We start from the raw sequence: 25,080 nt of genomic DNA, 5'->3' as shown, positions 1-25,080 counted from the left end.
GCCGAGCCGACCGCTCACGTCTCAGGGGAGACCAGCATGACCGGACAACCCGAACTCAACAATCCCGGCTTCGGAGTCGACGCCAGGAACATCCGGGTGAAGGACAACGATTCCACTCCGTCCAGCCTGATACTCACCGCCTCCCTGCCGATCACGGTCAGCGTGACCTTCGAGGCTCGCGGGTCCCTGCTGGGACTGATGGGCACGGTGCAGTACCGGGTGACCTACGCCTTCGCCTCGCTCTCGGGCACCAGCGACGTCACGAAGTCCGTCGACCGCCCGTTGATCACGGGTTCGCCGTCGCCCACGCAGGTGGTGCACAGCGGCACCGCCACCGAAGTGACTCTGCCGGTGGGCACGTTGGCGCCCGGGCTCTACCAGGTCTCGGCCCTGGTCCAGCTCCCCGGCGTCAACAGCGTCGGAGCGTTCACCACGCTGCCGGTGATCGAGGTCATCAAGTAGCCGTGACCGAAGAGCTGACCCGCATCGACGGCGTCGGTGCGTCCACCGCGCGCAGACTGGCCGCCGCCGGAATACGTACCTGCGCCGAGCTGTCGGCCGCATCCACGGACGAGGTGCTGGCCGCCGTGCACGACTTGCACGGCATGTCCGTGAACCGGGTCGAGCGATGGCGCAAGAACGCGGCGGAACTCGCTGCGGCGGAACCCGGGCCGGAGCCGGAGCCGGCCGACGAGGAGGAGTCAGTGACCTTCTTCCTGCGGGTCCGGCTCGACCAGGGCCGGGTCCGCGCGACGGAGATCCGCAGACTACGCACCGGCGAGACCCGGCACTGGCCCGAGTGGGACGCCCAGGCACTGCTGGCCTGCGTCCTGGGCCGGCCGGCCCCGCCGGAGGCCGACGCGCAGACGGAGCCGGAGCGAGAGCCGGAGCCGGAGGCAGCCGCAACCGCAGCTGCAGCCGGTGAGTCCGCGGCTCGCCCCGTGCCGCCGGCGTCCCCGACCGTCGTCCTCGCCGAGCCCCGGCTGTCGGTCGGGGACGGCGGCACCGTACGGGCGGGGGCGCCGTTCGCCTTGGACGTCACGCTCGAACTGCCGCCGTCGGGTGACCCGGAGCTGCGTTTTGCGTACTACGCGGCCGTCACCGAGACCCTGACCGGCGCCGGACGGCGGATGCTGACCGACGGCCGGGGCGTGGTGGCCGCCGGACACCCCGTCATCCGGCTGCCGTTGCCCGGCCTGCCGCCCGGCACCCACAGCCTGGGCGTCGCGGTCAGCCTCCGCGAACCCGGCGGGCTCCGCCCGAGCGCGCTGGCGGCCACGGTGAACGGGCTCGTGCTCAGCCTGTGACGGTGACGGTGACGGGCACCGGGCCACGCCTCACGCGGCCGAGCCCGAGTCCGGGCCCGCCTCGTCGTCCCAGGCGATGCCGATCTCCCGCAGCCAGCGGCTGTCCTCCGGCCTCGGCCCGGAGGGCATGGCCGACGGCTGCGGGACTGTCGGTGTGGCGGTCACGTCGGTCCGTACGATCGACAGGCCGCCCTTCCCTCCCGTATGGGTGACGCTCTCGTCGCCGCGCTCCAGTACCACCAGTTCGTACCGGGGCGGCCACTGCATCAGTATCCGGCGCCGGCAACTCGGGCAGAACCACTCCTCGGCGCCCGATGCCAACGTGTTGACCAGCTGCATTTCATGGGTCGTGCTCATGGCATCTCTCCGTACCGGCACGGAACAGGGAAAGGGGGATCGGGGACCGGATCGGCCGCGAGGTGGAGCGGCCGTACGCCCGTATCCGGTTCATGCCCATTGCACGCTGATCGCCAATCGGCTTTCCGCGGATCGCTGGGGTCGGGCCGATGGCGTCGCCGCCTCGCGGGTCAGAGGAAGGCCGCCAGGCCGTCCAGGAGCCGGTCCACGTCGTCGGTGGTGTTGTAGGGGGCCAGGCCCGCTCTCAGGGCGGGGTCTTCGAGCTTCAGCGCGGTGAAGGGCTCGTGCGCGTAGAACGATCCCGCGGGTGCCACCACGTCGCGCGCGGCCAGGTGTGTCTGGGCCTCGCGGGCGTCGCGGCCCGCGAAGGTCATCAGGAGGGTCGGGGTGCGGTCGGGAGCCTTCGAGTGCAGGGTGACGGCGTCGCCCAGGGCATCGAGGCCCTCCTGGAGCCTCGTCCGCAGCGACTGCTCGTGCTCGTGCAGGGAGGTCAGGGACCGCGTCAGGCGCTCCCTGCGTGAGGTCTGCGTGGCGGACGTACCGGGGTCCATCGTGGCGAGGAAGTCGACGGCCGCGGTGGCGCCGGCAAGGATCTCGTAGGGGAGCGTGCCGAACTCGAAGCGTTCGGGGACGGTGTCCGGGGAGGGCAGGAGCTTGTCCGGGCGCAGGGTTTCGAGGAGTTCGGGGGCTGCCGCGAGCACTCCGCAGTGCGGTCCGAGGAACTTGTACGGCGAGCAGACGAACAGGTCGACCCCGAGGGCGGGTACGTCCACGAGGTGGTGCGCGGCGTAGTGGACGCCGTCGGCGTACACCAGGGCGCCGGCCTCGTGAGCCCGGTCGGCGATGGCGCGGAGGGGCGGCTTGGTGCCCAGCACGTTGGAGGCGGCCGTGACCGCGACCAGCCGGGTCCGGGGGGAGAGGGCCCGCTCGTACGAGTCGAGGTCCAGCTGTGTGGTGTCGGCGTCGATCTCGATCCAGCGGACGGTCACTCCGGCGCGCTCGGCCGCCTGGATCCAGGGGCGGACGTTGGCGTCGTGGTCCAGGCGGCTGAGGACGATCTCGTCGCCGGCCGTCCAGGTCTTGGCCAGGTGGCGTGAGAAGTCGTAGGTGAGCTGGGTGGCGCTGCGGCCGTGGACGACGCCGTTCGCGGGCATGCGGAGCAGGTCGGCGTAGGCGGTCCGGAAGTCCTTGACCGCGCGTTCGGCGTTGAGCTCGGACGGGCTGACGGTTCCCCGGTTGGACAGGGGGCCGGTCAGCGTCGCGGCGATGGCGTCGGCGACGGGGCGGGGGGTCTGTGTTCCGCCCGGACCGTCGAAGTAGGCGAGGCCGGTGGCGAGGGAGGGGAAGTGGGCCCGCAGGGCGGTGGGATCGAGAGCCATGGTCTCGGCTTTCTGTCGGGCGGAGCGCCGGGCGTCGGGGTGCCTTTACTCTGACGTCGACCTCGTGACACGTAAAGCGATGGATTCCGAAGCGAAAGTTCATGAACCGTGAAGTCCCAGCCGGATCTGAAGCTCCTGGCCACCTTCCTGGCCGTGGTGCGCCGGGGTTCGATGACCGAGGCCGCGGCCGAACTCGGCTATGTGCCGTCGGCGGTGTCCCAGCACATCGCCGCGCTGGAACGCGACCTGGCCGTCGAACTGATCGTCCGCCGCCCCGGCAGCCGGCTGATCCTCACCGCGGCCGGCCGCTCCCTCGCCCAGGCGACCGAGACGCTCTTCGACGCGACCGCGCGGTTCCGGGACGCCGTGAGCGGCATCGCGGACCGCGAGATCGCCGAACTGCGCGTCGGGACCTACCCCAGCGCCGTGAGCCACCTGTTCCCGCAGGTCCTGTCCACGCTCAGGGCCCGCCGCCCGGGGCCGCTCATCCGTCTCGTCGTCGTGGAGACGGACGAGGGGCTGCCGAGGGTGCGGTCGGGGGACCTGGACCTGCTCGTCGCCTACCGCTACCTGCCCGAGGACCCGCCGGCCCCGTCCGAGGCGTTGACGATCACCGTGCTGGGGCGCGAACCGCTGGTCCTGGTCACGGGGGCGGAGCCGGGACGCCGCCGCCCGGTGGAGCTGGCCGCCTGCCTGGAACGTGAGTGGGTGTCGGGCCACGCGCACAACCCCGACCGGCGGCTGCTCGCCCGCTGGGCCGGGGAACTCGGGATCGCGCCCGAAGTGACCCTGGAGACCGAGGACCTGCACAGCATGCTGGCCATGATCCGGGCCGGTCTCGCGGTGGGCCTGATCCCGGCCACCCTCCTCGGCGCGGGGCACGACGCCGGAGTCGAGAGGGTGCTGCTGCCGCCCGGGGGCACGCCGCTCCACCGGGAGATCCTCGCCGTCAGCAGACCCGGCCCCCGTCCTCCGGCCGTCGACGAGCTGGTCACGCTCCTGACCGGCGCGGTGGAGAGCGCGGTCGTCAGGGGGTTCTCACACTTCGGTGATCAGATCTGTGGATCGGAGTAGTCGGCTGTGGACATGACGCTTCGAAGGATTTCCGCCGTGGACGCGGACAGCGGGTTCCGGCATGTCGTATCCGGATTCTCGGGTGAACGCGGCGGTGTGGAGAGTGAGTGCTTTCTCGGCCGGGAGTGGGAGGTCCTGGAGCAGGTCCTGCTGGCTCAGGGGCCCGAGGAGATCAGCGGACTTCCGCTCACCATGGGCGACCTCCTCGGCGACGACGACCTCGGCACCGCCTGCTTCTACCTCCCGCCGGACGAGGTGGCGGTCGCAGCCCGGTTCCTGGCCGCCGTCGACGTCGAACGGTCCGTCGCCGACCACGCCGACGAGATCGCGAGGACGTTTCGCCACGGTGATGTCCCGGCCGGCTACCCGGATGTCCTCGCCCGTTTCCTGGAGAAGATCCGTGATCTCTACACCGCGGCCGATCGGGCAGGTGAGGGCGTTGCCAAACTCGTCCAGGGCTGAGAGCCGCCGCCCCCCGGCCACTCCAAGGGTCGGCGTTGGTCGGCAAGACCCCGTACCCACCGGCGGCAGACGAACCGGCGTTTCGACCCGGCCATGTGTCCGCCGGTGAGCGTGACTACGGCGTCCTGGGCCGGGCTGTGGCCGCTGTCCATGCGTCTGTCCATGCGTCGGGCTGCTGAACGCCGAAGGGTTGTGCGGCCTTGACGCTCCGAGGAAGCATCAGCGCCGAGTCCGCGTGGAGGGTGATGCGCACCGGCGTGAGTTCCTCGGCATCGAGCGGCGATTCCCCGGTACCGGGATTCCGGGCATAGCGCGGATGGGCGCCTCCGCTGATCTGCCAGCGCATACGGTGACCGGCGGCGAAGCGGTGGGCGGTGGCGCTCATCGGTACGGTGACCTGCGAAGGTGCCTGCCCAACCGTCCGCAGCCGAGCGAGCCCGTCGCAGATGTTGGTGGAACGTCCTTGTGCGTCCACGTCGCACAGGCGGGTGAAGACGTCGGCGTGTCCGGTGTCCGTGGCGATGCTCAGCCGCGCGGAGACCGGGCCGAGGATGTCCACGGGCTCGGTCAGCGGCGGACCGGTGAACGTCAGAACGTCCTCGCGGGCCTCCAGCGCGCTGTTGTCACGAGGTCCGGCAGCCGGGGAGAGCAGCGGGCCGCCGAGCGACGGGGTGGGGGCCGCCGGGTCGTAGCGGAAGGACGCCAGCGGTGCGGAGTCCGTGGCGGGCTGCTGGGTGAGGTACCCGCCCGGGGCGGGGAACCATGGTGCGGCGGCCGGGGACAGCGGCCAGTCGTCGAGGTCCCGCCACGCGTCCTCGCCACCGACGTGGACACGCACTGCGGTGGGGCGCAGGCCGGAAGAGTCCGCACACAGGTGCGCACGCAGCCAGGCGAGGCTCTCGGCGAACACCTCGGGCCAGCCCCGTTGGAGCGCGGAGGTGTGTGTCCAGGGGCCGACGAGCAGGGCGGTCTCGCATCCGGCCCGACGCAGCCGGCCGTACTGTTCGAAGGTCTGGTCGGCCAGCGCATCGTGCCACCCGGTGATCAGACCGGTGGGCACGCTCAGCCGCTCCGCCGCCCTTCCCTTGGACGCGCCGTCCCAGTACGGGTCGTCGGCATCCGGGTGTGTCATCACGTCGTCCAGCCAGGGCACTTCGCGCCCGAGGGCTGACATGTGCGCCCCGCGCAGGGGCTGCGCGGTAATGATTCCGCGCAGTCGGCGCCGCAGGCGCAGCGTCGCCCTCACGAACGATGCCGTCCCCCGGTGCTGGTACGTCATGCCGACGCCGACGAGCAGGGCGTTCTCCAGGTGAAGCGCACCGTCCGTGTGGAACAGGGCGTAGGGATCGTGCAGACCCACCTGCACCACCATCGCCTTCAGCTCGGGCGGCGGGTCCAGAGCGAGCGCCCACTGCACATAACCCAGGTAGCTGGGGCCGACCGTGCCCAGCGTGCCGTTGAACCAGGGCTGCTCTCTCAGCCAGGACACCGTGGCCTGACCGTCGGCGGCCTCGTTGCGCCACAGATCGAAGCGACCGCCGGAGCCGCCGGTACCGCGGCAGCTCTGCAGGACGACGTGGAAACCCTGTTCGGCGAAGAGCATGCCGTACATGGGCGACCACGGCAGGCCCCGGCCGTACGGCGAGCGCACGACAAGGGTGGGGAAGTCGCCCTCCGCGCGAGGAAAGTAGTGATCCGTGATCAACGGACTGCCGTCGGCGGCCGGCGCCACCAGCCCGGATTCCCACCCGGCTTCGTGCCGCCTGGCCGGGAGATCGCGCCAGATCGCTCTCATCAGCCGCGAGGACCACGGCGGCTTCCCGGAAGGCGGCGTCCAGGCCGGGTTCGACGTGGCGTGGTGCGTGGGCGATGCCATCATTCCCCTCCGCTATTCTCGTACGGCGTACGAGAATGGCGGATGCTTGGATGACTCTCGCAAGGACCGCAGCGAGGGCTGCAGCGAGGGCCGTAGCAAGGGCTGTAGCGAGGAGAAGGGGACTGCGAAGATCGTGACCCGTGACGGAGCGTCCGGCGCCAGGGGCGTCGACCCCCAACAGCTCTGGCTGGGGCCCGCAGGACCCCGCAGAGGGCGCAGGCCCGCCTTCAGCCGTGAGGCGATCACGGTGGCGGCCGTCGCCCTGGCGGATGCCGAAGGGCTTGAGGCGGTCACCATGCGGCGGGTCGCCTCACAGGTCGGAGCCGGTGTGATGTCGCTCTACAGCTACGCCCCCGACAAGGAGACCCTGCTGGAGCTGATGGTCGACCACGTCAGCGGCGAACTCCCGACGACGGACGCGCCCACCGGCGACTGGCGTGCCGACCTCAAGACCATCGCCCGTCTCCAGCGTGCCCTGATGCTGCGTCACCCCTGGCTGCCCGGCGCCCTGTCCACCCGTCGGACACCCGGCCCCAACACCCTGGCCTTCCTGGAACGAGCACTTGCCGCGCTGCGGCCCACCGGGCTGGACGGCGCGGCGAACCTGGAGGTCTTCGCCCAGCTCACCGCGTTCGTAGCAGGGCACGTCAGCTACGAGATCACGCAGGCCGCAGCCGCGCAGTCACCCGACCGGGCCGCAGCCGAGGCCCGCTATCTGGCCGCCGTCGCATCGGACGGCCACCATCCGGAGCTGGCCGCAGCCCTCGCCTCGCCCGGGCGCCCCCTCACCCCCGAAGCCACGTTCGACCGCTTCCTCGGCCGCCTGGTCGACGGCCTCGACTCCGGCTGATCCGGGGTGCACACCACCGGCCCCGCCCGGGACTTCACCGCCCGAGGCACCTCCGACATGCGAAAGAAGCCCCGATGCCGGACATGACGCGCCCGGAGCGCGAACGGCGACCGCCCGTCGCGCTCGTGGTGCTGACGGGCTGTGCGTTCTTGCTGGTCGCCGGGGCGGTCCTCGCGGCACCACTCGGGCTCTTCGGGTTCTTCGGGCTCTTCGGGTTCAAGGACAACGCGCTGCCGAAGTCCTCGCCGGAGAAACACGGGATCCCCGGCGCCGCGCTCCAGAAGACCTTCCGGACCGCCGTGCCGGCCGCAGCCCGGGACGCCTCCTACCTGGTGGTCCCGGGCGACGGCAGCGCGGACAGCGGCCAGGACATCTACCTGCGCTTCCGCACCACCCCCGCAGGCCTCAAGGAGTTCCTGACCTCCCTGCACAAGACCACCGGGGACCTGGCGGCCGGTGACGCCGTCCTGGACCAGGACGACATCGACTCCGTCGGGCTGCCCTGGAAGATCGAGGCCAAGGGGCACCACATCGCCGGCCTCTACGCGGACATCCCCGAACCGGGCGACACGGTCGGCACGGGCCTTGTCACCGTCGACGAGACCGACACCTCCGCGCCCCTGGTCTACGCCCATGTGACCGTCTAGCCCGGATTCCGCGGCCGGCGGGGCGGCAAGGTGACGGCAAGGTTCCGGCAAGACTCCCTGGCCATCGTCGTCATGTGCCCCGAGGCGACCCCGCCGGCCACCGGCGTGGAAGGTCCCGACGGCGCACGTCATCGCGCATCCGTGCGAGGGACGTGGGACGAAGGAGAGGGAATCGATGCGAACGACACGACGGGCAAGCCTGGCTTCGTTGGCGGCAGTGGCGGCGCTCGCCGTCCCGGCGCTGGTCGTGGGTAGCCCAGGAACGGCGTCGGCCCAGGTTGCGCCGAAGACGGTTGCCGCCGAAGTCGCGTGTACCGGCTTCACCAACGTGAGTGTCGGCGGCGGTTGGTACCTCCACGTGCCGTCGGCGGGCTCGGGAAACTACAACTGCGTCGTGGCCCGGGGGATGAACAGCCTTCCCGTACTGGTCGTGCAGGAGAGCCTGAACGCCTGCTTCGGCCAGAACATCGCGGAGGACCGGGACTTCGGCCCCGCCACCGAGCAGGCGGTGAAGAACGCCCAGACGAAGATCAACAAGGACTGGGGTTCCCACGTGCTGGACGTGGACGGCCGTTTCGGCCCCATAACCAGCTCCTACTTCTACTTCCAGGCGTACGATTACTCCAACGGCCAGAACGGCAGGCACACGGGCGTCTGCTACTCGCGATAGCCCATGACGTGTCCGCACGGCGGCCCGCCGTGCGGACACGCTGCCTGTCGTACGCAGGCCGAGGGCCGACCCGGTCGATCCCGAACTGGTCCACGCGGAGGCCCCGGCCGGTCAGGGGCCGGCCGGCACGCCGAGGCGGCGGAGCCGGGCGCGGACGCCGTCCGAGTCCGGGACGCCGAGCTCGTCGAGGATGTCCGCCGCGCGCCGGGCGGCCCGCCGTGCCGCCGGGGTCTCGCCGGCGGCCCGGTGGCTCTCGCTGAGGTGGGCCAGCACGTCGGCCTCGAAGTATCGGTCCCCGAGACCGTGGAACAGCGCGACGGCGTTGCCGTAGCAGTCCGCGGCCCGGCGGTGGTCGCCGAGGTGCTGGTGGGCGTAGCCGAGGCTGTCCCAGGTGTCCGCCTGCCCGTCGCGGACGCCGAGTTCGGTGAAGAGCTCCAGCGCCTGCCCGCAGAACACCAGGCACTGGCGGTGGTCGCCGAGCTGTGCGTGGTACCAGCCGACCGAGTTCAGGGCCCGGGCCTGCCCGGTCCGATGGCCCAGGGAGGTGTACTGGGCAAGGGCCTCCTCGGCACAGGCCAGCGCTTCGGGGTAGGCGTCCCGCCGGGCGTGCAGGCGGGCCAGGTCGAGGTGGGTGTGGGCCAGCTCGGTACGGTCGCCGAGGGCCTTGTGCAGATCCAGGGCGCGGGTGAGGTGGGTGAGCGCGTCGTCCAGCCGCGTCAGGCGGGTGCAGGCACGGCCGAGGCCGCTGTGGGCGTCGGCCTCCCCGGCCGCGTCGGCCGAGCGCAGGGCGGCGGCCAGCGCGGCCTCCTGGGCCGTGGCCCAGTCGGACCAGTGGCCGCGCCGCTGCAGGAACGTGGTCAGGGCGCGGGTGAGCTGCCAGATCGGGGCACCCGGTGCCCGCGTGGTGGTGCCCCACCGGTGCACCACCGCGAGGAGCACGGGGTGCTCGGCGGTGAACCAGGAAAGGGCTGCTCCGTGGTCCGCGGCGTGCTCGGGGGAGACGCCGGGGACCACGGGCGGCAGCGCGATCGGGTCGCGATGCGGGTCCAGCATGCGGTCGGCGGCGTGGGCGGAGTGCAGGTAGTGGCCGAACACGCGGTCCTCGGCCGCTCGCGTCTCGTCGGCTCCTCGCGTCTCGTCGGCTCCTCGCGTCTCGTCGGCGGCGGGTGCGTCGCCGTCGGCGGATGCGTCGGCGGTGTGTGCGGTGCCGGCGAGTTCGGCCGCGTACATCCGCAGCAGGTCGTGGAGTACGTATCTGCCGCGCGAGTACTCTGTGACCAGGTGGCTGTCGGCCAGCACCGTCAGCAGCCGGCCGGCGTGCTCGACGGGGAGCCCGGCCAGGCTCGCGGCGGCGGCCACGCTGATGTCCGGGCCGGGGTGCACGCCGAGCAGCCGGAACATCCGGGCGGCCTGCGGGCTCAGGGCGCCGTACGACCAGGAGAACACGGCCCGGATGTCCGCCCGCGCGTCCTCGTCGCCGAAGCTGTCCAGCCCGTCGGGGGAGTGCTGGGCGTCCCGGAGTTCGGCGGCGAGCCGGGCCAGGCCGAGCCGCGGCTCGATCGCCGCGCGGGCCGCCACGATCACCAGGGCCAGCGGCAGCCGCGCGCAGCGGCTCACGATCTCGTCCACCGCCAGTGGTTCGGACATCACGCGCCCGGCCCCCAGCCGGCGCGCGAGCAGTCGCCGGCACTCCGCGGCGGGCAGTACGTCCAGGGCAAGGCTCCGGGCGCCTTCCAGGGCGATCAGGCCGGAGAGCCGGTTCCGGCTGGTCACCAGGGTGAAGCAGCCTGGACTGCCGGGCAGGAACGCCCGCACCTGTTCGGCGTCGCGGGCGTTGTCGAGCATCACCAGCATCCGCCGTCCCGCCAGCATGCCGCGGTACAGGGCGGTCTGCGCGTCCAGGCTCACCGGCATGTGCTGGGGGAGCACGCCCAATGCCTCCAGCAGCCGGGGCAGTGCTTCCGCCGGGGGCACGGGTGGCCGCGAAGGCTCGAAACCACGGAGGTTCAGGTAGACCTGGCCGTCCTCGAACCAGTCGGCCACCCGGTGCGCCCAGTGGACGGCCACAGCTGTCTTCCCGACGCCCGCGGTTCCGGAGAGGGTCGAGACCACCGCCACCGCGGGGGCGCCGATGCCCTCCGCGAGGATGCTGTCGAGCCGGGCCAGCTCCTCCTCCCGGCCGGTGAAACCCGGTACGTCCAGGGGCAGACGTGCCAGGACCGGCGTGGACCGCCGCCGTGCCCGAGGCGGCGGTTCCTCGGCCTCGGCCGGCTTCGAGGCACCCTGCAGGATCGCCTGGTGGAGCCGCCGGAGCTCGGTCCCCGGATCGGCGCCCAGCTCCTCGGCCAGCCGTTTGCGGGTCTCGGCGAAGCACTCCAGGGCCTCGGAACCGCGTCCCGCCTCGTACAGCGCCCGCATCAGCACGGCCACCAGCGGTTCCACGAGCGGGTTTTCGCCGATCAGCTCGGGCACCCGGCCGATCACCACCGCGTGGTTGCCCACCGCCGTCTCCGCGTCGGCCCACGCCGTGACCGCGTCCAGCCGCTGCCGCTGCCAGGTGTCGCGCATCCGCGACACCCACTCCCCGGACAGTCCCGCGAGCGGCTCCCCGCTCCACAGGTCCAGAGCCTCACGGAGCATCGTCACCTGCCCGGCGCCGCCCCGGCCGGCTCTGCGGGCGTCGGCGACCAGGCGGTGGAACCGGTGGAGGTCCACTTCCTCCGCGTCGGTGTCCAGCACGTACCCACCGCCCCGCCGAAGCAGGCCTGGCGTGCGAGCGGCTCCGGTGGCTGCCAACACCCGCCGGATGCGGGCCACATGCGCGTACAGCGCCTGCCGCGCGCCCTCCGGCGGATCCTCACCCCACACCCGTCTCATCAGGGTCTCGAGCGGCACGGCCCGGCCGGCGTCCACCGCGAGCGCCGCCAGCACGCTCCGCCGCTGCGGAGGACCCACGTCGACGAGGCCGCTGCCCACCAGCTCGACGGGCCCGAGAAGTCTGAACGTCACCACGACAACCCCCGGCGATCGGACGCGCACACCGTCCGCACTCTCGCCTGGCCGGTCAGCCCTTTCACCGGCGTCGTCCTGTCGACACCTCCCAGGCACCAGGCCCACCAGACGCTACGCGCGCGCAAGAGAGACCGACAAGGCTCCGGCCAGCCAGGTCTTCTCCGGCGCCGGGCAGGTGCTCTCCGGCGTCGGGCAGGGCCACGGCCGTCGGACCGGCGCCGGCCGCACCGGAAAATCGGCGGCGGCAGGCGGCGACTTCGTCGAGGATCTCGTCTGCGGTCTTCGCTCCACGTCTTGATCCAGGTGCGGGGATCCGTCGGAAGGACCCGGAGGGCGCGGCCCGTGCGGCCGGGCATCGGGCGGTCCGCTTCGGAGCGGGGCCGGGTGGCGTGTTCTGTTCTTCCGGGGCCCGAGTGGGGGTGCGGGGCGGGTGCACCGGTGGCGATCCGGACAGGCGTGCCCGTCGGCATGAGTGTGACGAGAGACCGAGGAATGAGCTGTGGCGAGAGAACGAGTGACGGTGTGCGTGCCGCCGTGCGACCCGGGGGACGTGGTCCGGGCCATCGGCGCGGCGATGGCGCCGTTCGACTACAACCGTGATGTCGGAGTCGGCGGTCCGGACGTCGAGACCTGGTGGGACTACTGGCAGATCGACGGCGGGGGCTGCGAGTTCCTGGTCGTCCCGGGGCACGAGGACGACCCGCGCCTTGTCCGGGGTGCCAAGGCCCTGTCCGGAGAGCCGCGCAACGTTCCGCCGGGACTGTGCGACGGCGGCCCGCGCGCACTGCTGGATCTCGAAACACCGCGGGTGCGGGCGGCCGCCGAGGCCCGCCATGCCTTGGAAGCGTGGCAGGACTTCGCCAAGGCCTACCCTCCCGCCCGCGCGGCGGGTGAGTTCTGGGCTCGGCACTACACCGATCCCGAGAACTACCCGCGTGCCCGGGCACTGGAGGACTACCGCACGCAGCCGGCCATCGCGGCGCTCCTGGACACTCCGGAGCTGGAGGAGCTCGTGGGCGACGATCCGGTCGCCCACCTGGGTGGCGACCTCGAAGCCCTGGTGCGCCACACCGTGGACGCCGTCCTGCCCTCGAACGCCCTGCTGACCCTGGACGGACGCTGGCTGGACGTCGCGAACGCCGAGCGGCGCCACTACTTCACCGAGTACCTCGACGCCCTTCCGGGCGACGTGTACGCCGTGCGCGTGCTCTACCACGGATGAGGCCCGCGCCCGTGATGAGGCTTCTTCGCTTAGTTTCGGCGCCGCTTGACAAAACGGGACGCTGTTCCGGATAGTAATCGGGACAGTGTTCCGTTTCGTCGGCCGTGGCCGGGCTCGCCCGGTCGCCGACGCGCGGGACGCAGAAGGGAACCGCTCACCATGAGTGCATTCACCGACATCGCCGACATCACTGACGCCACCGACATCTTCGGCCCACCCGCTCCCGTGCTGTCGTACAGCCCGGTGACGCTGTCCGTGCCCGGACGGCCCGTGGAGCTCCAGGTCCGGGTCTCCGTGCCCGCGACCGGGACCGGCCTGCCTGTCATCCTGTTCTCGCACGGCCACGGCGGCTCCAACAACCTCTCCTCGCTGAACGGCTACGCGCCCCTCGCCAACCTCTGGGCGGCAGCCGGATTCACCGTCGTGCAGCCCACCCACCTCAGCTCCCGGACCCTGAGCCGACGACTCGCCGGTGCCCCCGGAGGCCCCTTCTTCTGGCGCTCGCGCGCCGAGGACATGAGCCATGTCCTGGACCGGCTCGACGAGATCCAGAACGCCGTGCCGGGGCTCGCCGGGCGCCTCGACCACGACCGGATCGCGGTCGCCGGGCACTCCCTCGGCGGACACACCGCGAGCCTGCTGCTGGGTGCCCGGACCACCGACCCCGACACCGGGACGGACGTGGACCTGAGCGAGCCCCGGATCAAGGCGGGCGTGCTGCTCGCCGCACCCGGCAGAGGCGGCGACATCCTCAACGGACCGATGGCCGACAAGGTGCCGTTCTTCCACGCCACAGACTTCTCCACGATGACCACGCCCACCCTGGTCGTCGTCGGCGACAAGGACGACTCCCGGCACTTCACCGACATCGGCCCCGACTGGCATGCCGACCCCTACCGCCTCGCCCCCACCCCCAAGACCCTGCTCACCCTGTTCGGCGCCGAGCACCTGCTCGGCGGCATCTCCGGATACGACGCCGACGAGACCACCGACGAGAACCCCGGGCGCGTCGCCGCCCTCGGCCACCTCACCGCGGCCTACCTGCGCAGTCAGTTCCTGCCCGACCGCCACGCCTGGCAGGCGGCGTGCGAGGCGCTGACGACCGGGACCGCCCCGACCGGACGAGTCGAGTGCAAGTAGGCCATGCGGGGAGAGGTGGCGGGATTGGCTGACGTAATTGACGCATTGTCAAATATCGTTGTGAGAAAGGTCATTGTCGGTCACATCATGGCAATGGAAGGGCGTACGCGGTCCATTCCCGCGGTGTAGCTTCTACCCGTCAGTAGAGGCTTGAGCAACGGGGGACGCGTGGTTGCCTCTCCGCATACCGAGAAGTTCGCCGCCCGCCTTCGGATGCTGAAGGACCGCAGCGGCCGGGGGTACGACCGCCTCGGCAAGGAAGCGGGCGTCAGCGGTTCCAGTCTGCATCGCTACTGCTCCGGTCTCAGCGTCCCGGCCGACTACCGGGTGGTGCATGCCTTCGCCAAGGTGTGCGGCGCCAGTGCGGAGGAGCTTCGCGAACTCCACCGGCTGTGGGCACTGGCGGACACCGACCGGGATGCGCCGGCCGCGGCCGCCGAAGCGAGCCCAAAGCCGGAGGCGGAACGGGAGCCGAAACCGGAGCCGGAGCCGGAGCCGAAGTCTGAGCCGAAGTCTCAGTCGGCGCCGGCGCCGGCGTCGGAGTCGGGCGAACCTGCCGGGCCCGTGCCGACGGGTGCCATACCGGATGACGTCACCCCGCCGGAGACCAGGACCAGGAGGCCGCAGCGGTTCCGGGTGCCGGAAAGGCCGTCCCCCCGTTTCGCGGTCCTGGCCGCGGTGGTCGCGGTCGTGCTGGTGGCCGGCTTCGTCTGGCTGCCCGGCAGCAGCTCCGACGATGCCGCGCCGGCGGCCGGCGGCAGACTGCTGGACTCCACGGCGTGCAGGACCGTGAGCATGGGGCAGCACGACGCCTGCGTGCGCGAGGTCCAGACCCTGCTGGCGCGGGCGAAGGGCAAGCTCGCCGTCGACGGCGACTTCGGGCCGGAGACCCTGCGCAGAGTGACCGCGTTCCAGGTGCTGGCAGGTCTGCCGGCCACCAACGTGGTCGACGACGCCACCAAGAAGGCGCTCTACGAGCACAAGGTGAGCATGACGACCTGGGCGCCGGCCAGGGTGGCGAAGCGGATCCGTGAGGTGTTCGTCGAGGATCCCGGCACCGCCGTCGCCGTCGCCCGTTGCGCGTCGTTCCTCGACCCGCTGTACGTGCTCCCGAACACCAACGGCAGTCGCAACTGGGGCGTGTTCCAGATCTCCGACGCCCGGCTGCAGGACCTCGACGGCACACCGCTGCGGGCGTTCGACCCGGACTGGAACATCAGGGCGGCCCACCGGCTGTGGAGCGTCCGGCACGACTTCCACGACTGGCCCTCCTGCGAGGCGGCGCTGGAGAGCACACCGCAGAGCACGCCGAAGGCCACAGCGAAGAAATGAAGCCCGGAGCTCCGGGTACCGAAGCGGCGGTACCCGGAGCTCCGCTCCCCGTCAGCGGCGTCAGACCGTGCCGTCCTCCCACCACCAGTCACGGCCGAGGTCGGCCCTGCTGTCGACGTGCTGGTGGTCGACGGTGTACGTCTCCAGCCCGGAGAACCCGCAGGTCTCGGCCTTCTGGTAGACGGTCTTGGTGGCCACCCCGGGCACGTCGAGGTCGGCCGCGGTGCCGTACAGGTGCATGCTGTCGCTGGCGCCGCCGATCTCGGCGTTGTGCGCGATGCTGCGGAAGCCGGAGTTGACCGTGATCGGCTTGTCGCCCAGCTTCTTGCGCAGCGCCTCCAGCTTGTACATGCAGCGCCGGACGTTCTCCTTCACCTGTGACGCGCTGAGCTTGCCGCCGTTGAAGGTGCCGTCCGTCTGGTTGTAGAACTCGGTCCAGTTGAAGTGGAGCGTGGAGCCGTCCGACTGCTCCAGCGCGTTCAGCTTCGCCTGGGTGTTGGGGCCGACACTGGCGTCGGCGGTGAGGCCGTACGCGGCCTGGAACCGGCGTACGGCCGCCGCCGTACCGGAGCCGAAGTCCCCGTCGATGCTCACCCGGCTGTGGCTCGCGCTGTCCGCGGCCCAGCCCGCGATCCGGATCTGCAGTTCGGTCACGTCGGCGCCGGTGGCGCCCTGTTCCAGGGTGCGCGACCAGGAATAGGCCTGTGCGGTGCCCGAGAACAGCAGCTGGCCGAAGGCTATGCCGGCGCCGGCGGCCAGCGTGCCACGCAGCATGGTGCGGCGGTCCAGGGGACGGGAGGAGGAGGTCATGGTCGTCCTTTCGAGCTTTTCAGGAGGTCAGTAGGCGATCTGGAACGTCACGTTCTGCGCGTCGGTGTCGTAGGCGTGCACGCGCACGACGAAGTGGGTGCCGTCCAGGACGTCGGTGGCGACGGTTCCCCACTCGGTACCGTGCGTGGTGTACGCGTCGCCGTTGTTGCACTTGCTGGTGTGGTCGACGAACACCACGCAGGCGTCCAGGTACACCCCGGGCTCGTCCGTGATGAGCCGCAGGTTGATGTCGTTGCACCGCGACGACGTGGTGTAGGTGCCGTACTCCTTGGCGGCCGCCTGGTAGTGGTACGTCAGGGTCTTCGCGCCGCCGTAGCAGCTGGTGGCGGCGGCCGAGGCGGTCGACGTCTGCGCGGCGGCGGGCGCGACGCCCACGCCCAGCAGCGCGGCCGCGGTGCACAGAACCGAGGCGAACGCCCTGTTTCTGGTCATGGTGGTCTCCGTTCGGGCGAGGGGGTCAGAAAGCGATCTGGATGGTGGCGGAACTGCCTTCCAGGTCCACGCCGTTGGGCACGGTGAACCTGGTCCCGTCCAGGACGTCGGTGGCGATGGTCGTCCAGCTCCAGCCGACCTTGGTCCAGCGGTTGCAGACGCCGGTCTTCGCGAACTTCACGCAGGCGACGACGTACTCCGCGTCGCCGCCGACGACGCGCATGTTGATGTCGTTGCAGCGGCTCGTGGTCAGGTACGGGCCGAAGTCGAGCACCTCCCCGTAGTGCACCGTGACCGCTCCGCCGTAACAGCTCGTGGCGGCGGCAGTTGCGGTGGTGGTGGCAGCGGCGGTGGCGGCCGAGGCGGGTGCCGGGACGGTGAAGCCCAGGGTGACGAGCAGGGCGACGAGGGACGCGCGGGCGAACCGGGCGGTCATGGGGATTCTCCTCGGTACGACGACGGTGGCGGCCGGGATCACCGGTTGGCCAGCCGGTCCAGGTCGGCCTGGGTGCCGTTGAACACGTCCGCCGTCGCCGGGGCCTTGATGCCCGGGAACAGCGCGGCGTCGGTGTACTGCCACATCGCCCAGGTCGTCGAGCCGGCCGGCAGCGGGGGCTGGGTGATCGACTGCCGGTAGTCGGCGAGTTGCAGCGGATACCGGGCGAAGGCGGTGGTCGAACCCAGGCAGTCGTCCAGGAAGGACTTCTGGGTGTAGATGATCGGGACGCGGCCGAAGGCCGCCTCCACCTTGTCGAGCCAGGCCTTGGCGTCGGCCACCGTGCCGTAGGTGGGGCAGCGTCCGGTGCCGTCGTCCATACGCTCCAGGTCGAACACCGGCGGCAGGTCGCCGGCGCGCTGCCCGGTGTAGCCGGTCGCCTTCACCGCGGCGATGAACCGGTCGGCCTGCGCGGCGCCCGTGTCGGCCGCGGTCCCCGTGTAGAAGTGGTAGGGCGCGACGGCCAGTCCGGCCGCCCTGGCCGCCGGCAGGTCGGTGGCGAGGTACTCGTCGGTGACGTTCAGGCCGCGGGTGGCCTTGACCGTCGCGAACTCGACACCCGAGGCCTTCACGGCCTTCCAGTCGATCGGCGCGCCGTTCGGGTGCTGGTACTTGGCCGTGTCCAGGCCGTCGATCGGGTAGCCGGCGGGGCGCGGTGGCGTGCAGTACGTGTTACGGGCGGACCAGTCCACCAGCTTCGCCCAGGTGTTGGGGCCCACGACGCCGTCGGCGCTGAGGCCCGCGCAGTGCTGGAGCTCGACGACCCGGGACTCGGTGCCGCCCCCGAAGTCGCCGTCGATCGTCAGCGGCGGGTAGTGGAGCGGCTCCATGGCCAGGTTGAGCCGGCACTGCACTTCCTTGACCTCGACGCCGTTCGCGCCGTTGCGCAGGGTCGGCCGGGTGTCGGTGTGGCCGCACACGGTCGCCTGCGCCGTGGCCGACGTGCCCTGGGTGGCGCAGGTGTGCGGCTGGGCGGCCCAGGTGTTGAGCGCCGCCCAGGTCTGCGGGCCGAGCACACCGTCCACGCTCAGCCCGGCACACGCCTGGAACTCCTTGACCCGCGTCTCCGTCGCGGGTCCGAACGAACCGTCCGCCGCGATCGGCGTGTACCGGCTCGGCTTCGTCGCGAGATCGAGTTCGCACTGCGCCTCGACCGTCGGGTCCCCTGTCGATCCCCGCTGCAGCGTGGGCTGTTCACTGGTGTGCCCGCAGACCGCGACGGCGGTGGCCGCGGCCTGCGCCGCATGCACCGCCGTGGGCCCGTACAGGGGCAGGACCGCTGCCACGGCGAGGGTCAGACCCCGCAGAAGCGTCCTCCGTCCCATCTGTGTTCCCCCTCTGTGAGTGGCCGGGAGCTCCCGGCGGGGGACATGCTGGCAGCGGCCGACCCCAAGTCCGGCTTCGCCGGCCCGGATCGGGACACCGGGATGGTCGGGCGCCGCTGACCTGCGGGGACGGGGCGCCGCTGGGACGGGGGTGGGACACGGAGGGACGGGAGGGGAGGGGGCGGGGCCGGCTTCCGGGGCTCAGCCGGCCGGTCGGCGGTGCCGGTCGCGGAGGGCGGCGAGGGCGGTGCCGGGGCGGACGAGGCGAAGCAGGCGGAGCCACGCCTTCGTCAGGTGGTGACAGTCCGCGACGAACCACTCCGCGGTCCGGTCGTCCCGGCACGCGATCCTGACCAGGCTCGCCACCGACCAGAACATGCCGGTGACGCGCCTCGCCCGCCGTTGCGCGAAGACGAGGGCGAACAGGATCCTGCTCTCCCGGGCGGGCGCCTCGTGCTCCGGCAGGCTGGCCAGGACCCAGTGGTACCCGGCCATGACCTGGTCGGCCCGTGAGGTGTCCCGGACCGGCAGGCCCAGGTCGCCCAGTGCTCGCCGCTCGCACCATGTGTCCTCCAGTTCGCGGTAGCGGCCGATCGCCGCCGCGGAGGCTTCCATCGCCTGCGATCGCCGGCGGTCGCGCCGCAGCGCCATGGCGAGGCGTTCCAGCGCCTCGGCCTCCTCGTGCCGGTCACCGCGGGTACGGAACAGCGCGATCTCCCGTTCGTGCACCTCGACGGCCTCGGTGGGACGGCCGGCCGCGCACAGGGCGCCGCCCAGGTCGCGCAGCACCCGGATCAGCTGACTCTCCTCGTCGCGCTCCTCGTGGATGGCCGCCGCCCTGCGGTGGGCCGTGACGGCCTCGTCGTACCGGCCGAGCCGCTGGAGCCTGCCGGCCAGGGCCTTCAGGGCCAGGGCCTCCAGCGGACGGTCGCACACCTTGTGGCAGATGGCCACGACCTTCTCGTAGTTGTCCACCGCCTCCTCCGGGCTCATCTCGCTCACCGCCCACAGGTACTGCATGGCGATGGCCTGGTGGTGTTCGTCGCCGCGCTCCTGGTAGACGGCGAGGGCGCGGCGGTGCGCGTCCACGGCGTCGTCGACCCTCTTCATCGCGAACAGCGTCTCCCCGAGACGATTGAGGTTGAGGCCCTCGGCATGCCAGTCGCCGACCGCGGCGAAATGCCGTACGGCCTGAGTGAACAGACCGGCGGCCTGCTCGTACTCGTGGCTGTCGCACAGCGTGTCGGCAAGGCCCACGAGCGCCCTGCCGATCCGGCCCCGGTCGCCGAGTTCCTCGCAGAGAGCCAGGCTCTCGGAATGGGCCGCGGCGGCCTCCTCGAACCGCTCGGCCTGGCGGAGCGCGCTGCCGAGGAGGTGCAGTGCCGCGATCTGCCGCTCCCGGTCGCCGCGTGCCCGGGCGACGTCCAGGCTGCCGGTGGCGGCCTCCACCGCCTCGGGCAGCCGTCCGCAGTCGCAGAGGGCCTGGCTGAGGTGTCCCAGGGCGTTGGCCTCGCAGCAGGTGTGGCCGATCGCGCGGGCGCAGTCGACGGCCAGCTGCGCGGCGGTCACGGCGTCGGCGGCGTACCGGCTCCGCCCCAGCAGGAACAGACGTATGTGTGCTTCCAGTTCCAGCACCGCACGCGCATGTCCGGTGGCCGCGGCCCGGACGATGAGTGCCACCAGGTTCGCCCGTTCCGCCTCCAGCCACTGCATGGCGTGCGCGCGGTCCGGGAAGTCGCCCGGCAACGGTTCGTCGTCGTGGGTGTGCCGGTGCGCGTCCGCCGCGCGCGCGAGCCGCCCGCAGTGCGCCAGCAGCCGGGTGAAGGCGGCGTCCCGCCACTTCGCGCTGTCCTTCTCCACCAGCGCGGCCGCGTAGACACGGAGCAGGTCGTGCATCCGCCAGCGTCCCGAGCGTTGCGGTTGCTCCGCCAGCAGCCCGGCCCGGGCGAGTGCGGCCAGCGAGTCCCGGGTCCGGGCCCAGGGCCGTCCCGCGAGTGCCGCCGCGGCGTCCGTGTCGATGTCCGGGCCCGGACTGAGGGCGAGTTGCCGGAACAGCTGCCGGTGGTGCGTCGGCAACCGCCGGTACGAGAGATGGAACGCGGCCTGGACCGCCGTCGTGTGCCCGCCGTCCTCGAAGCACAGCACGTCCAGGCGGGTCCGGGCGTCGGCGAGGTCGGCGGCGAGCGCGGCGACGGACCGGCCCGCGTCGGTGGTGAGCAGGCATGCGGCGATCTGCAGGGCCAGCGGATGGTGTCCGCAGAGCCCGGCGAGTTCGGCGAGCGCGCCGGACTCCCGCAGCGGGCGCGGATCTTCGGGCCGGGCATGCCGCAGGGCCTCGGCGACCAGGTCGGCGGCTCCCTGCGGTGTCAGCTCGTCCAGGCCGATCAGCCGGGGCTGGAAGGAGGGGCTGGTGAGCAGGTGACGGGAGGTCACCAGCAGCCGGTGTGCGGAGTGGGCCGGGACGAGGCGTTCGATCTGCGCCGCGTCGGCCGCGTCGTCGGCGATCAGCAGGACCGCCCTGCCCTCGTCCGCGAGCCGGTTCAGCGCGGCCTGGCAGAGTCCCGCCTGCTCGTCCGGTGTCCTCGCGTCGTCCACGCACAGCGCCCGCGCCAGCGCGCCGACCGCCTCGTCCGCGCCGACCGGCCCGGCCGGGTCGTAGCCCCGCAGGTGCAGGAAGACCGCGCCGCCGGGAAACCAGCCCCGGGCCACGGCCCGGTGGGCGACATGGAGGGCCAGGGCGGTCTTGCCGATGCCGGGGAGCCCGGAGAGCAACGAGACGACGGCGTCGGGCCGGCCACGGGACGCGGGGGCGAGCAGCGCGAGTACGGCCTCGGCCTCCTGCCCGCGGCCGGCCAGATGCACCGGCTCCGCCGGGAGCTGCAGCACCGGCGACGGGTCCCCGGCGCCCGACGCGCACACGTGGTTGCCGGTGCCGGTGATCTGGATGACATGGCCGTGCCCGGACGCGGTGGCGGCCTGTGCCCGCCCGGCCCTGCTCCTACCGGTCGCCATGCCCGGGACCCGCCGTACCGTCGCTCCCGTCGTTCCCGCCTACCTGGGTGATCCGGGCCCGGCCCGCTGCCCTGGCGCGCTGGGCCAGCCTGCCGGGGCGTTCCGCGGGGGCGCCGGGTCCGGGGCGCCGGCCGCCCGCGACCTGCGTGACCCGGGCGTCGTCCGACGCCGTGGCGCTCTGCCGCACCGCCGGCCGCCGACCCGCCCCCGCCCCGTCCGCCGCTTGCGGGGGTCCCTCGTGCCCCGCCCACCAGCCGGCCGCCGTCCCGACCAGTGCGGCCGCCGTCGTCGCGAACGCCGTGGCCACCACCCACCGGTCGGCCTCCGCACGGGGCAGGAAGCCGAACGACGCGGCCCGCGCCGCCCACAGACAGACCACGAACGAACCGGCCCCCACGCACACCGCGACGACCCAACGCCCCGTGCGTTGCATGCGTCCCCCCTTGCCTCGACGCGTGCTGCCAGAGGTACAGCGACCGACGGCCCTTCGGGGTCAAAACATGGAAAGCACGGACAGAGCCGCCGTCTTGGGGTAACTCGCCCGGAGGGAGGGCCGCCGCGGTCGTCCGCGGGCCGGCGGGAGCTGGTCGCGCAGGCCCCCGCGCCCCTTCCGGGGCGTCGACGTGCCGCGCCCCGCAGGGGCCCCGGCAGTCCCAAGGGCCCGCGCCGTCACGGTGGTTCGCAGGCTTGATCTCCGTGTCCGTCGGGTAGCAGCTTGCGGGAACTTGTGTGGAGGGGGATCACACCGTGTCGGACGACGGCCCGCCGGACGGCTGGGAGGCGCACGAGCGGCGGCTGTGGGAGGCGTACCGGCACGGCGAGTGGTGCGAGGACGTGCCGGAGGTGCGGGCCGAGGCGCTGCGGTGGCTGCTCGTCGCCGCGCCGCGCCCGGTGCGCGGGCGGCTGGCCCGGCTCCGGCTGCGCGGCGCCCGCATCACCGGCACGCTCGACCTGGCCGAGGCGGCCGTCCAGGGCGCGATACGCCTCGATTCCTGCCACTTCGACGAGGCGCCGTGCTTCGACGGCGGGCAGTTCGGTGTGCTCCAGCTGAAGGACTGCGCCCTGCCGGGGCTGAGCGCGGCCGGGGCGCGGGTGGGCCAGGAGTGCGAGATCGTGGGGTGCACCCTCGACGGCACCCTGAACCTCCGCTCCCTGACCGTCGGTACGCATCTGCTGCTCGACCGCTCGACGGTGCGCGCGCCCGACGGCACGGCGGCCGTCGACGCGCAGTCGCTCGCCGTCGAGGAGCACCTCTCGGCGACCGGACTGGTGTGCACCGGGCCGATCCGGCTCATGAGCTCCCGCGTGCAGGACACGCTCGGCTTCCGCGGTGCCCGGCTCCAGGGGGACCGGGCCTGCCTCCAGGCACCCGAACTGACCGTGGGCGGCGGCCTGTACCTCGACCGGGGGTTCTCCAGCGACGGGGGGATCAACCTCTACGGCGCCTCGATAGGCGGTTCGCTGCATCTGGAGGACGCCACCCTGACCGGCCCGGACGCACCCGGCGGCCCGGACGCACCCGGCGGCGACCCCGCCCTGCAGCTGCTCTGCGCCTCGGTCGGCGGCGACATACAGGCCGGCTCGGGGCTCACCGTGCGGGGGAGCGTCGACATGCGGGACACCTCGGTGCGGGGCAGCGTCGTGCTGCGGCGGGCCCGGCTGCACCATCCGGACGGCACCGCGCTCAGGGCCCACCGCCTGCATGTCGGCGGCGACCTCGACTGCCGGTCCGGCTTTGTCTCGCAGGGCACGGTGGACCTGTGCGACGCCCGGGTCGGCGGCTCGGTCCTGTTCGAGGGAGCCGAGCTGACCGGCAGTGCCGGGGCGGCCGCGCTGCGGGCCAACGGCATAGAGGTGGGGGCGGAGTTCAACTGCTGCGAGGGGCTGACCGCGCACGGCCGGATCTCCCTCAGCAGCATCACCGTACGGGCCAAGCTCTGTTTCGAGAACGCCCTGCTGGACGTCCCGGCGGGGGAGCGTGCCCTGATCTGCCGGCGGTCCGCGGCCGCCGACCTGTCGCTGAAGCCCCGCGAGGCACCGCGCGGCATCGTCGACCTCAGCCACACCCGGGTCGGCGTGCTGCGCGACGACCCGGCCGGCTGGCCCGGCGCACTGGTCCTGGAGGGTCTCGCCTACGACAGCGCCCAGCCCGCGCTGTCCGGCCGGCAGCGGCTGACCTGGCTCGACCGCGACCCGGCCGGCTTCGCACCGCAGCCCTACGAGCAGCTGGCCGCCAACTACCGGCGCCACGGCCGCGACGCCGACGCCCGCCTCGTCCTGCTCGCCAAACAGCGCCGCCGGCGGGCCACCCTGGCCTGGCCCGCCCGGATCTGGAGCCTCCTGCAGGACCTCACCGTCGGCTACGGCTACCGGCCGCTGCGCGCGGTGCTGCTGCTCGCGGTCTGCTTCACCGTCGGCACCGCGCTGTTCTCGGCCTGGCCGCCGCTGCCCTACGGCGACGGCACGCCGCCGGACTTCCAGCCGGCCGTGTACACCCTCGACCTGCTGCTTCCGGTGGTCGACTTCGGGCAGGAGCGCTCGTACAGCTCCCACGGCGCCATGCAGTGGGCGGTGGTCGCCCTGGTCAGCGTGGGCTGGGTCCTCGTGACCACGGTGGTGGCGGGCGCCAACCGGGTCCTGCGCAGGTCCTGATCCGGGACGGAGCGGTGGGACCCGGCCGGTTTCTGTGAACACAGTCGGAACAACAGGGCAACCGTGACGGTCCCCCGCATGTCTAGGCGGTGTGACGCAGCATCAGGACTCGCCGTACGGAGGCGGCGAGCCGCCGATCCCGAAAGGGGATTCCATGCGCATCCGCCCGGCCGTCGCCGCCGTGTCCCTTGCCACCGGTCTTGCCGCCCTGTCCGCGTCGGTGCTTCCGACAGCCGCCCAGGCGGCGGACCGGACCGCGGCCGGCGACACGGTGTTCTCGAACGTCGTCGTCAACGGCGGCAAGGACATCGTCCTCGGCCTCACCACCAAGAAGACCGTCACGATCACCTGGACGGCCACGGACCCGGACGGCGTCGTCGCGTCCTGGGCCTACCTGTGGCACGGCCCGAACACCGACGACGAGGACGGCACCCTGGGGGCGTACCCGGCGGGTACCTGCGAGGTGCCGGCCATCGCCAACCCCACCACCGCGAACTGCACGGTGAGCATCGCCGTGGACGCCGCGCGCGACCTCGACCACAACGGCCTCGCCGGCAGGTGGAACGTGCTCGCCGGGGCGCAGGACCGTACCGACGACTGGACGGAGATCGACGTCGCGGGCACGGCGTCGGTCAAGCGGCTGGGCAAGGTCACGGTGAACGCCTCGCCGGAGCCGGTGAAGAAGGGGAGGACGATCACGGTCACCGGCAGGCTCACGCGCGCGAACTGGTCGAGCGGCAGCTACACCGGCTACCAGGGGCAGGCGGTCAGGCTGCAGTTCCGCAAGAAGGGCAGCAGCACCTACACCACCCTGAAGACCGTCACCAGCGGCAGCGGCGGCGCGCTGCGGACCACCACCAAGGCCAAGGCCGACGGCTACTTCCGCTACGTCTTCGCCGGCACCGCCACCACCGGCCCGGCCACGGCGGTGTTGTCGCTGGTCATTACTGGCAGGCCTCGCAGGACTCGGGGTTTTCCAGGGAGCAGGCGACGGCGTCCTCGGG

The 25,080-nt window shown here is 72.3% G+C and carries 22 protein-coding genes; 12 read left to right on the top strand and 10 right to left on the bottom strand.

Translation table 11 applies throughout. The features are described 5' to 3' along the window. Positions 1-36: 36 nt before the first annotated feature. Positions 37-462, top strand: a complete 426-nt coding sequence (locus ABZ887_RS42245) for a hypothetical protein (protein WP_361302647.1) — start codon at positions 37-39, stop codon at positions 460-462. A 2-nt stretch (positions 463-464) separates the two neighbouring features. Continuing rightward, entirely contained in the window at positions 465-1,307 is an 843-nt protein-coding gene (locus ABZ887_RS42240; RefSeq protein ID WP_361302644.1) for a helix-hairpin-helix domain-containing protein, read from the top strand. 30 nt (positions 1,308-1,337) lie between these two features. On the opposite strand, the gene ABZ887_RS42235 is transcribed toward ABZ887_RS42240, so the two are convergent. Together ABZ887_RS42235 and ABZ887_RS42230 are read right to left on the bottom strand one after the other, a co-directional pair. After that, entirely contained in the window at positions 1,338-1,664 is a 327-nt protein-coding gene (locus ABZ887_RS42235) for a hypothetical protein (protein ID WP_361302641.1), read from the bottom strand. A gap of 170 nt (positions 1,665-1,834) precedes the next feature. Continuing rightward, positions 1,835-3,043 carry a cysteine desulfurase-like protein gene (locus ABZ887_RS42230; RefSeq protein ID WP_361302638.1) on the bottom strand — a complete coding sequence of 403 codons (1,209 nt, stop codon included), beginning with the start codon at positions 3,041-3,043 and terminating at the stop codon, positions 1,835-1,837. A gap of 108 nt (positions 3,044-3,151) precedes the next feature. Between ABZ887_RS42230 and ABZ887_RS42225 the strand changes: the two genes are divergently transcribed. Next, positions 3,152-4,117: a LysR family transcriptional regulator gene (locus tag ABZ887_RS42225; RefSeq protein ID WP_361302635.1), complete on the top strand. Its 966-nt coding sequence runs from the start codon at positions 3,152-3,154 to the stop codon at positions 4,115-4,117. Between the two features lie 36 nt (positions 4,118-4,153). Then, positions 4,154-4,579, top strand: coding sequence for a hypothetical protein (locus tag ABZ887_RS42220; protein ID WP_361302632.1), 426 nt, complete (start codon positions 4,154-4,156; stop codon positions 4,577-4,579). A 115-nt stretch (positions 4,580-4,694) separates the two neighbouring features. Here the strand turns inward: ABZ887_RS42220 and ABZ887_RS42215 are convergent, their stop codons facing one another. Then, entirely contained in the window at positions 4,695-6,455 is a 1,761-nt protein-coding gene (locus ABZ887_RS42215) for a CocE/NonD family hydrolase (RefSeq protein ID WP_361302629.1), read from the bottom strand. A 133-nt stretch (positions 6,456-6,588) separates the two neighbouring features. On the opposite strand from ABZ887_RS42215, the gene ABZ887_RS42210 reads away from it, so the two are divergent. The 3 genes from ABZ887_RS42210 (at position 6,589) to ABZ887_RS42200 (ending at position 8,622) form a co-directional block, all read left to right on the top strand. Beyond that, positions 6,589-7,305: a TetR/AcrR family transcriptional regulator gene (locus ABZ887_RS42210; protein WP_361302626.1), complete on the top strand. Its 717-nt coding sequence runs from the start codon at positions 6,589-6,591 to the stop codon at positions 7,303-7,305. 74 nt (positions 7,306-7,379) lie between these two features. After that, complete coding sequence (locus ABZ887_RS42205) at positions 7,380-7,952, top strand: hypothetical protein (protein ID WP_361302623.1); 573 nt, start codon at positions 7,380-7,382, stop codon at positions 7,950-7,952. Between the two features lie 175 nt (positions 7,953-8,127). Next, positions 8,128-8,622: a peptidoglycan-binding domain-containing protein gene (locus tag ABZ887_RS42200; protein ID WP_361302620.1), complete on the top strand. Its 495-nt coding sequence runs from the start codon at positions 8,128-8,130 to the stop codon at positions 8,620-8,622. A 111-nt stretch (positions 8,623-8,733) separates the two neighbouring features. On the opposite strand, the gene ABZ887_RS42195 is transcribed toward ABZ887_RS42200, so the two are convergent. After that, positions 8,734-11,631 carry an AfsR/SARP family transcriptional regulator gene (locus ABZ887_RS42195; RefSeq protein ID WP_361302617.1) on the bottom strand — a complete coding sequence of 966 codons (2,898 nt, stop codon included), beginning with the start codon at positions 11,629-11,631 and terminating at the stop codon, positions 8,734-8,736. Between the two features lie 502 nt (positions 11,632-12,133). On the opposite strand from ABZ887_RS42195, the gene ABZ887_RS42190 reads away from it, so the two are divergent. The 3 genes from ABZ887_RS42190 (at position 12,134) to ABZ887_RS42180 (ending at position 15,328) form a co-directional block, all read left to right on the top strand. Then, positions 12,134-12,856, top strand: coding sequence for a hypothetical protein (locus ABZ887_RS42190; protein ID WP_361302614.1), 723 nt, complete (start codon positions 12,134-12,136; stop codon positions 12,854-12,856). A 159-nt stretch (positions 12,857-13,015) separates the two neighbouring features. Then, a complete protein-coding gene (locus tag ABZ887_RS42185) occupies positions 13,016-13,996 on the top strand; it encodes a chlorophyllase (protein WP_361302611.1) in 981 nt (326 codons plus the stop codon). A gap of 168 nt (positions 13,997-14,164) precedes the next feature. Beyond that, the gene (locus tag ABZ887_RS42180) at positions 14,165-15,328 is read left to right on the top strand and encodes a helix-turn-helix domain-containing protein (protein WP_361302608.1); all 1,164 of its coding nucleotides are present in this window, start codon (positions 14,165-14,167) and stop codon (positions 15,326-15,328) included. A 60-nt stretch (positions 15,329-15,388) separates the two neighbouring features. Here the strand turns inward: ABZ887_RS42180 and ABZ887_RS42175 are convergent, their stop codons facing one another. From ABZ887_RS42175 to ABZ887_RS42150, 6 genes are all read right to left on the bottom strand, one after another. Further along, positions 15,389-16,138, bottom strand: coding sequence for a D-Ala-D-Ala carboxypeptidase family metallohydrolase (locus tag ABZ887_RS42175; RefSeq protein WP_361302605.1), 750 nt, complete (start codon positions 16,136-16,138; stop codon positions 15,389-15,391). A gap of 27 nt (positions 16,139-16,165) precedes the next feature. Next, positions 16,166-16,591 (bottom strand): hypothetical protein, encoded by a 426-nt coding sequence (locus ABZ887_RS42170; protein ID WP_361302602.1) that lies wholly within the window; start codon positions 16,589-16,591, stop codon positions 16,166-16,168. Between the two features lie 25 nt (positions 16,592-16,616). Beyond that, positions 16,617-17,027, bottom strand: a complete 411-nt coding sequence (locus ABZ887_RS42165) for a hypothetical protein (RefSeq protein WP_361302599.1) — start codon at positions 17,025-17,027, stop codon at positions 16,617-16,619. Between the two features lie 38 nt (positions 17,028-17,065). Next, the gene (locus ABZ887_RS42160; protein ID WP_361302596.1) at positions 17,066-18,412 is read right to left on the bottom strand and encodes a GH25 family lysozyme; all 1,347 of its coding nucleotides are present in this window, start codon (positions 18,410-18,412) and stop codon (positions 17,066-17,068) included. A gap of 201 nt (positions 18,413-18,613) precedes the next feature. Continuing rightward, positions 18,614-21,424: a tetratricopeptide repeat protein gene (locus ABZ887_RS42155; protein WP_361302593.1), complete on the bottom strand. Its 2,811-nt coding sequence runs from the start codon at positions 21,422-21,424 to the stop codon at positions 18,614-18,616. Beyond that, positions 21,411-21,857 (bottom strand): hypothetical protein, encoded by a 447-nt coding sequence (locus tag ABZ887_RS42150; protein ID WP_361302590.1) that lies wholly within the window; start codon positions 21,855-21,857, stop codon positions 21,411-21,413. The genes ABZ887_RS42155 and ABZ887_RS42150 overlap by 14 nt, the downstream gene beginning before the upstream one ends. A 314-nt stretch (positions 21,858-22,171) precedes the next feature. On the opposite strand from ABZ887_RS42150, the gene ABZ887_RS42145 reads away from it, so the two are divergent. Next, complete coding sequence (locus ABZ887_RS42145) at positions 22,172-24,076, top strand: hypothetical protein (protein WP_361302587.1); 1,905 nt, start codon at positions 22,172-22,174, stop codon at positions 24,074-24,076. A gap of 154 nt (positions 24,077-24,230) precedes the next feature. Continuing rightward, positions 24,231-25,080: calcium-binding protein (locus tag ABZ887_RS42140; protein WP_361302584.1), on the top strand; the 850-nt coding region annotated here is incomplete at its 3' end.

The organism is Streptomyces sp. NPDC047061 (genome assembly GCF_040643955.1).
In the GTDB taxonomy this organism is placed as follows: domain Bacteria; phylum Actinomycetota; class Actinomycetes; order Streptomycetales; family Streptomycetaceae; genus Streptomyces.
This window is presented reverse-complemented; position numbering and strand designations above follow the sequence as displayed.

Coding starts and splice junctions, on each gene's coding strand:
- ABZ887_RS42245 (WP_361302647.1), top strand. CDS start 37: ATGACCGGACAACCCGAACTCAACAATCCCGGCTTCGGAGTCGACGCC.
- ABZ887_RS42235 (WP_361302641.1), bottom strand. CDS start 1,664: ATGAGCACGACCCATGAAATGCAGCTGGTCAACACGTTGGCATCGGGC.
- ABZ887_RS42230 (WP_361302638.1), bottom strand. CDS start 3,043: ATGGCTCTCGATCCCACCGCCCTGCGGGCCCACTTCCCCTCCCTCGCC.
- ABZ887_RS42215 (WP_361302629.1), bottom strand. CDS start 6,455: ATGGCATCGCCCACGCACCACGCCACGTCGAACCCGGCCTGGACGCCG.
- ABZ887_RS42205 (WP_361302623.1), top strand. CDS start 7,380: ATGCCGGACATGACGCGCCCGGAGCGCGAACGGCGACCGCCCGTCGCG.
- ABZ887_RS42200 (WP_361302620.1), top strand. CDS start 8,128: ATGCGAACGACACGACGGGCAAGCCTGGCTTCGTTGGCGGCAGTGGCG.
- ABZ887_RS42185 (WP_361302611.1), top strand. CDS start 13,016: ATGAGTGCATTCACCGACATCGCCGACATCACTGACGCCACCGACATC.
- ABZ887_RS42175 (WP_361302605.1), bottom strand. CDS start 16,138: ATGACCTCCTCCTCCCGTCCCCTGGACCGCCGCACCATGCTGCGTGGC.
- ABZ887_RS42170 (WP_361302602.1), bottom strand. CDS start 16,591: ATGACCAGAAACAGGGCGTTCGCCTCGGTTCTGTGCACCGCGGCCGCG.
- ABZ887_RS42165 (WP_361302599.1), bottom strand. CDS start 17,027: ATGACCGCCCGGTTCGCCCGCGCGTCCCTCGTCGCCCTGCTCGTCACC.
- ABZ887_RS42160 (WP_361302596.1), bottom strand. CDS start 18,412: ATGGGACGGAGGACGCTTCTGCGGGGTCTGACCCTCGCCGTGGCAGCG.
- ABZ887_RS42155 (WP_361302593.1), bottom strand. CDS start 21,424: ATGGCGACCGGTAGGAGCAGGGCCGGGCGGGCACAGGCCGCCACCGCG.
- ABZ887_RS42150 (WP_361302590.1), bottom strand. CDS start 21,857: ATGCAACGCACGGGGCGTTGGGTCGTCGCGGTGTGCGTGGGGGCCGGT.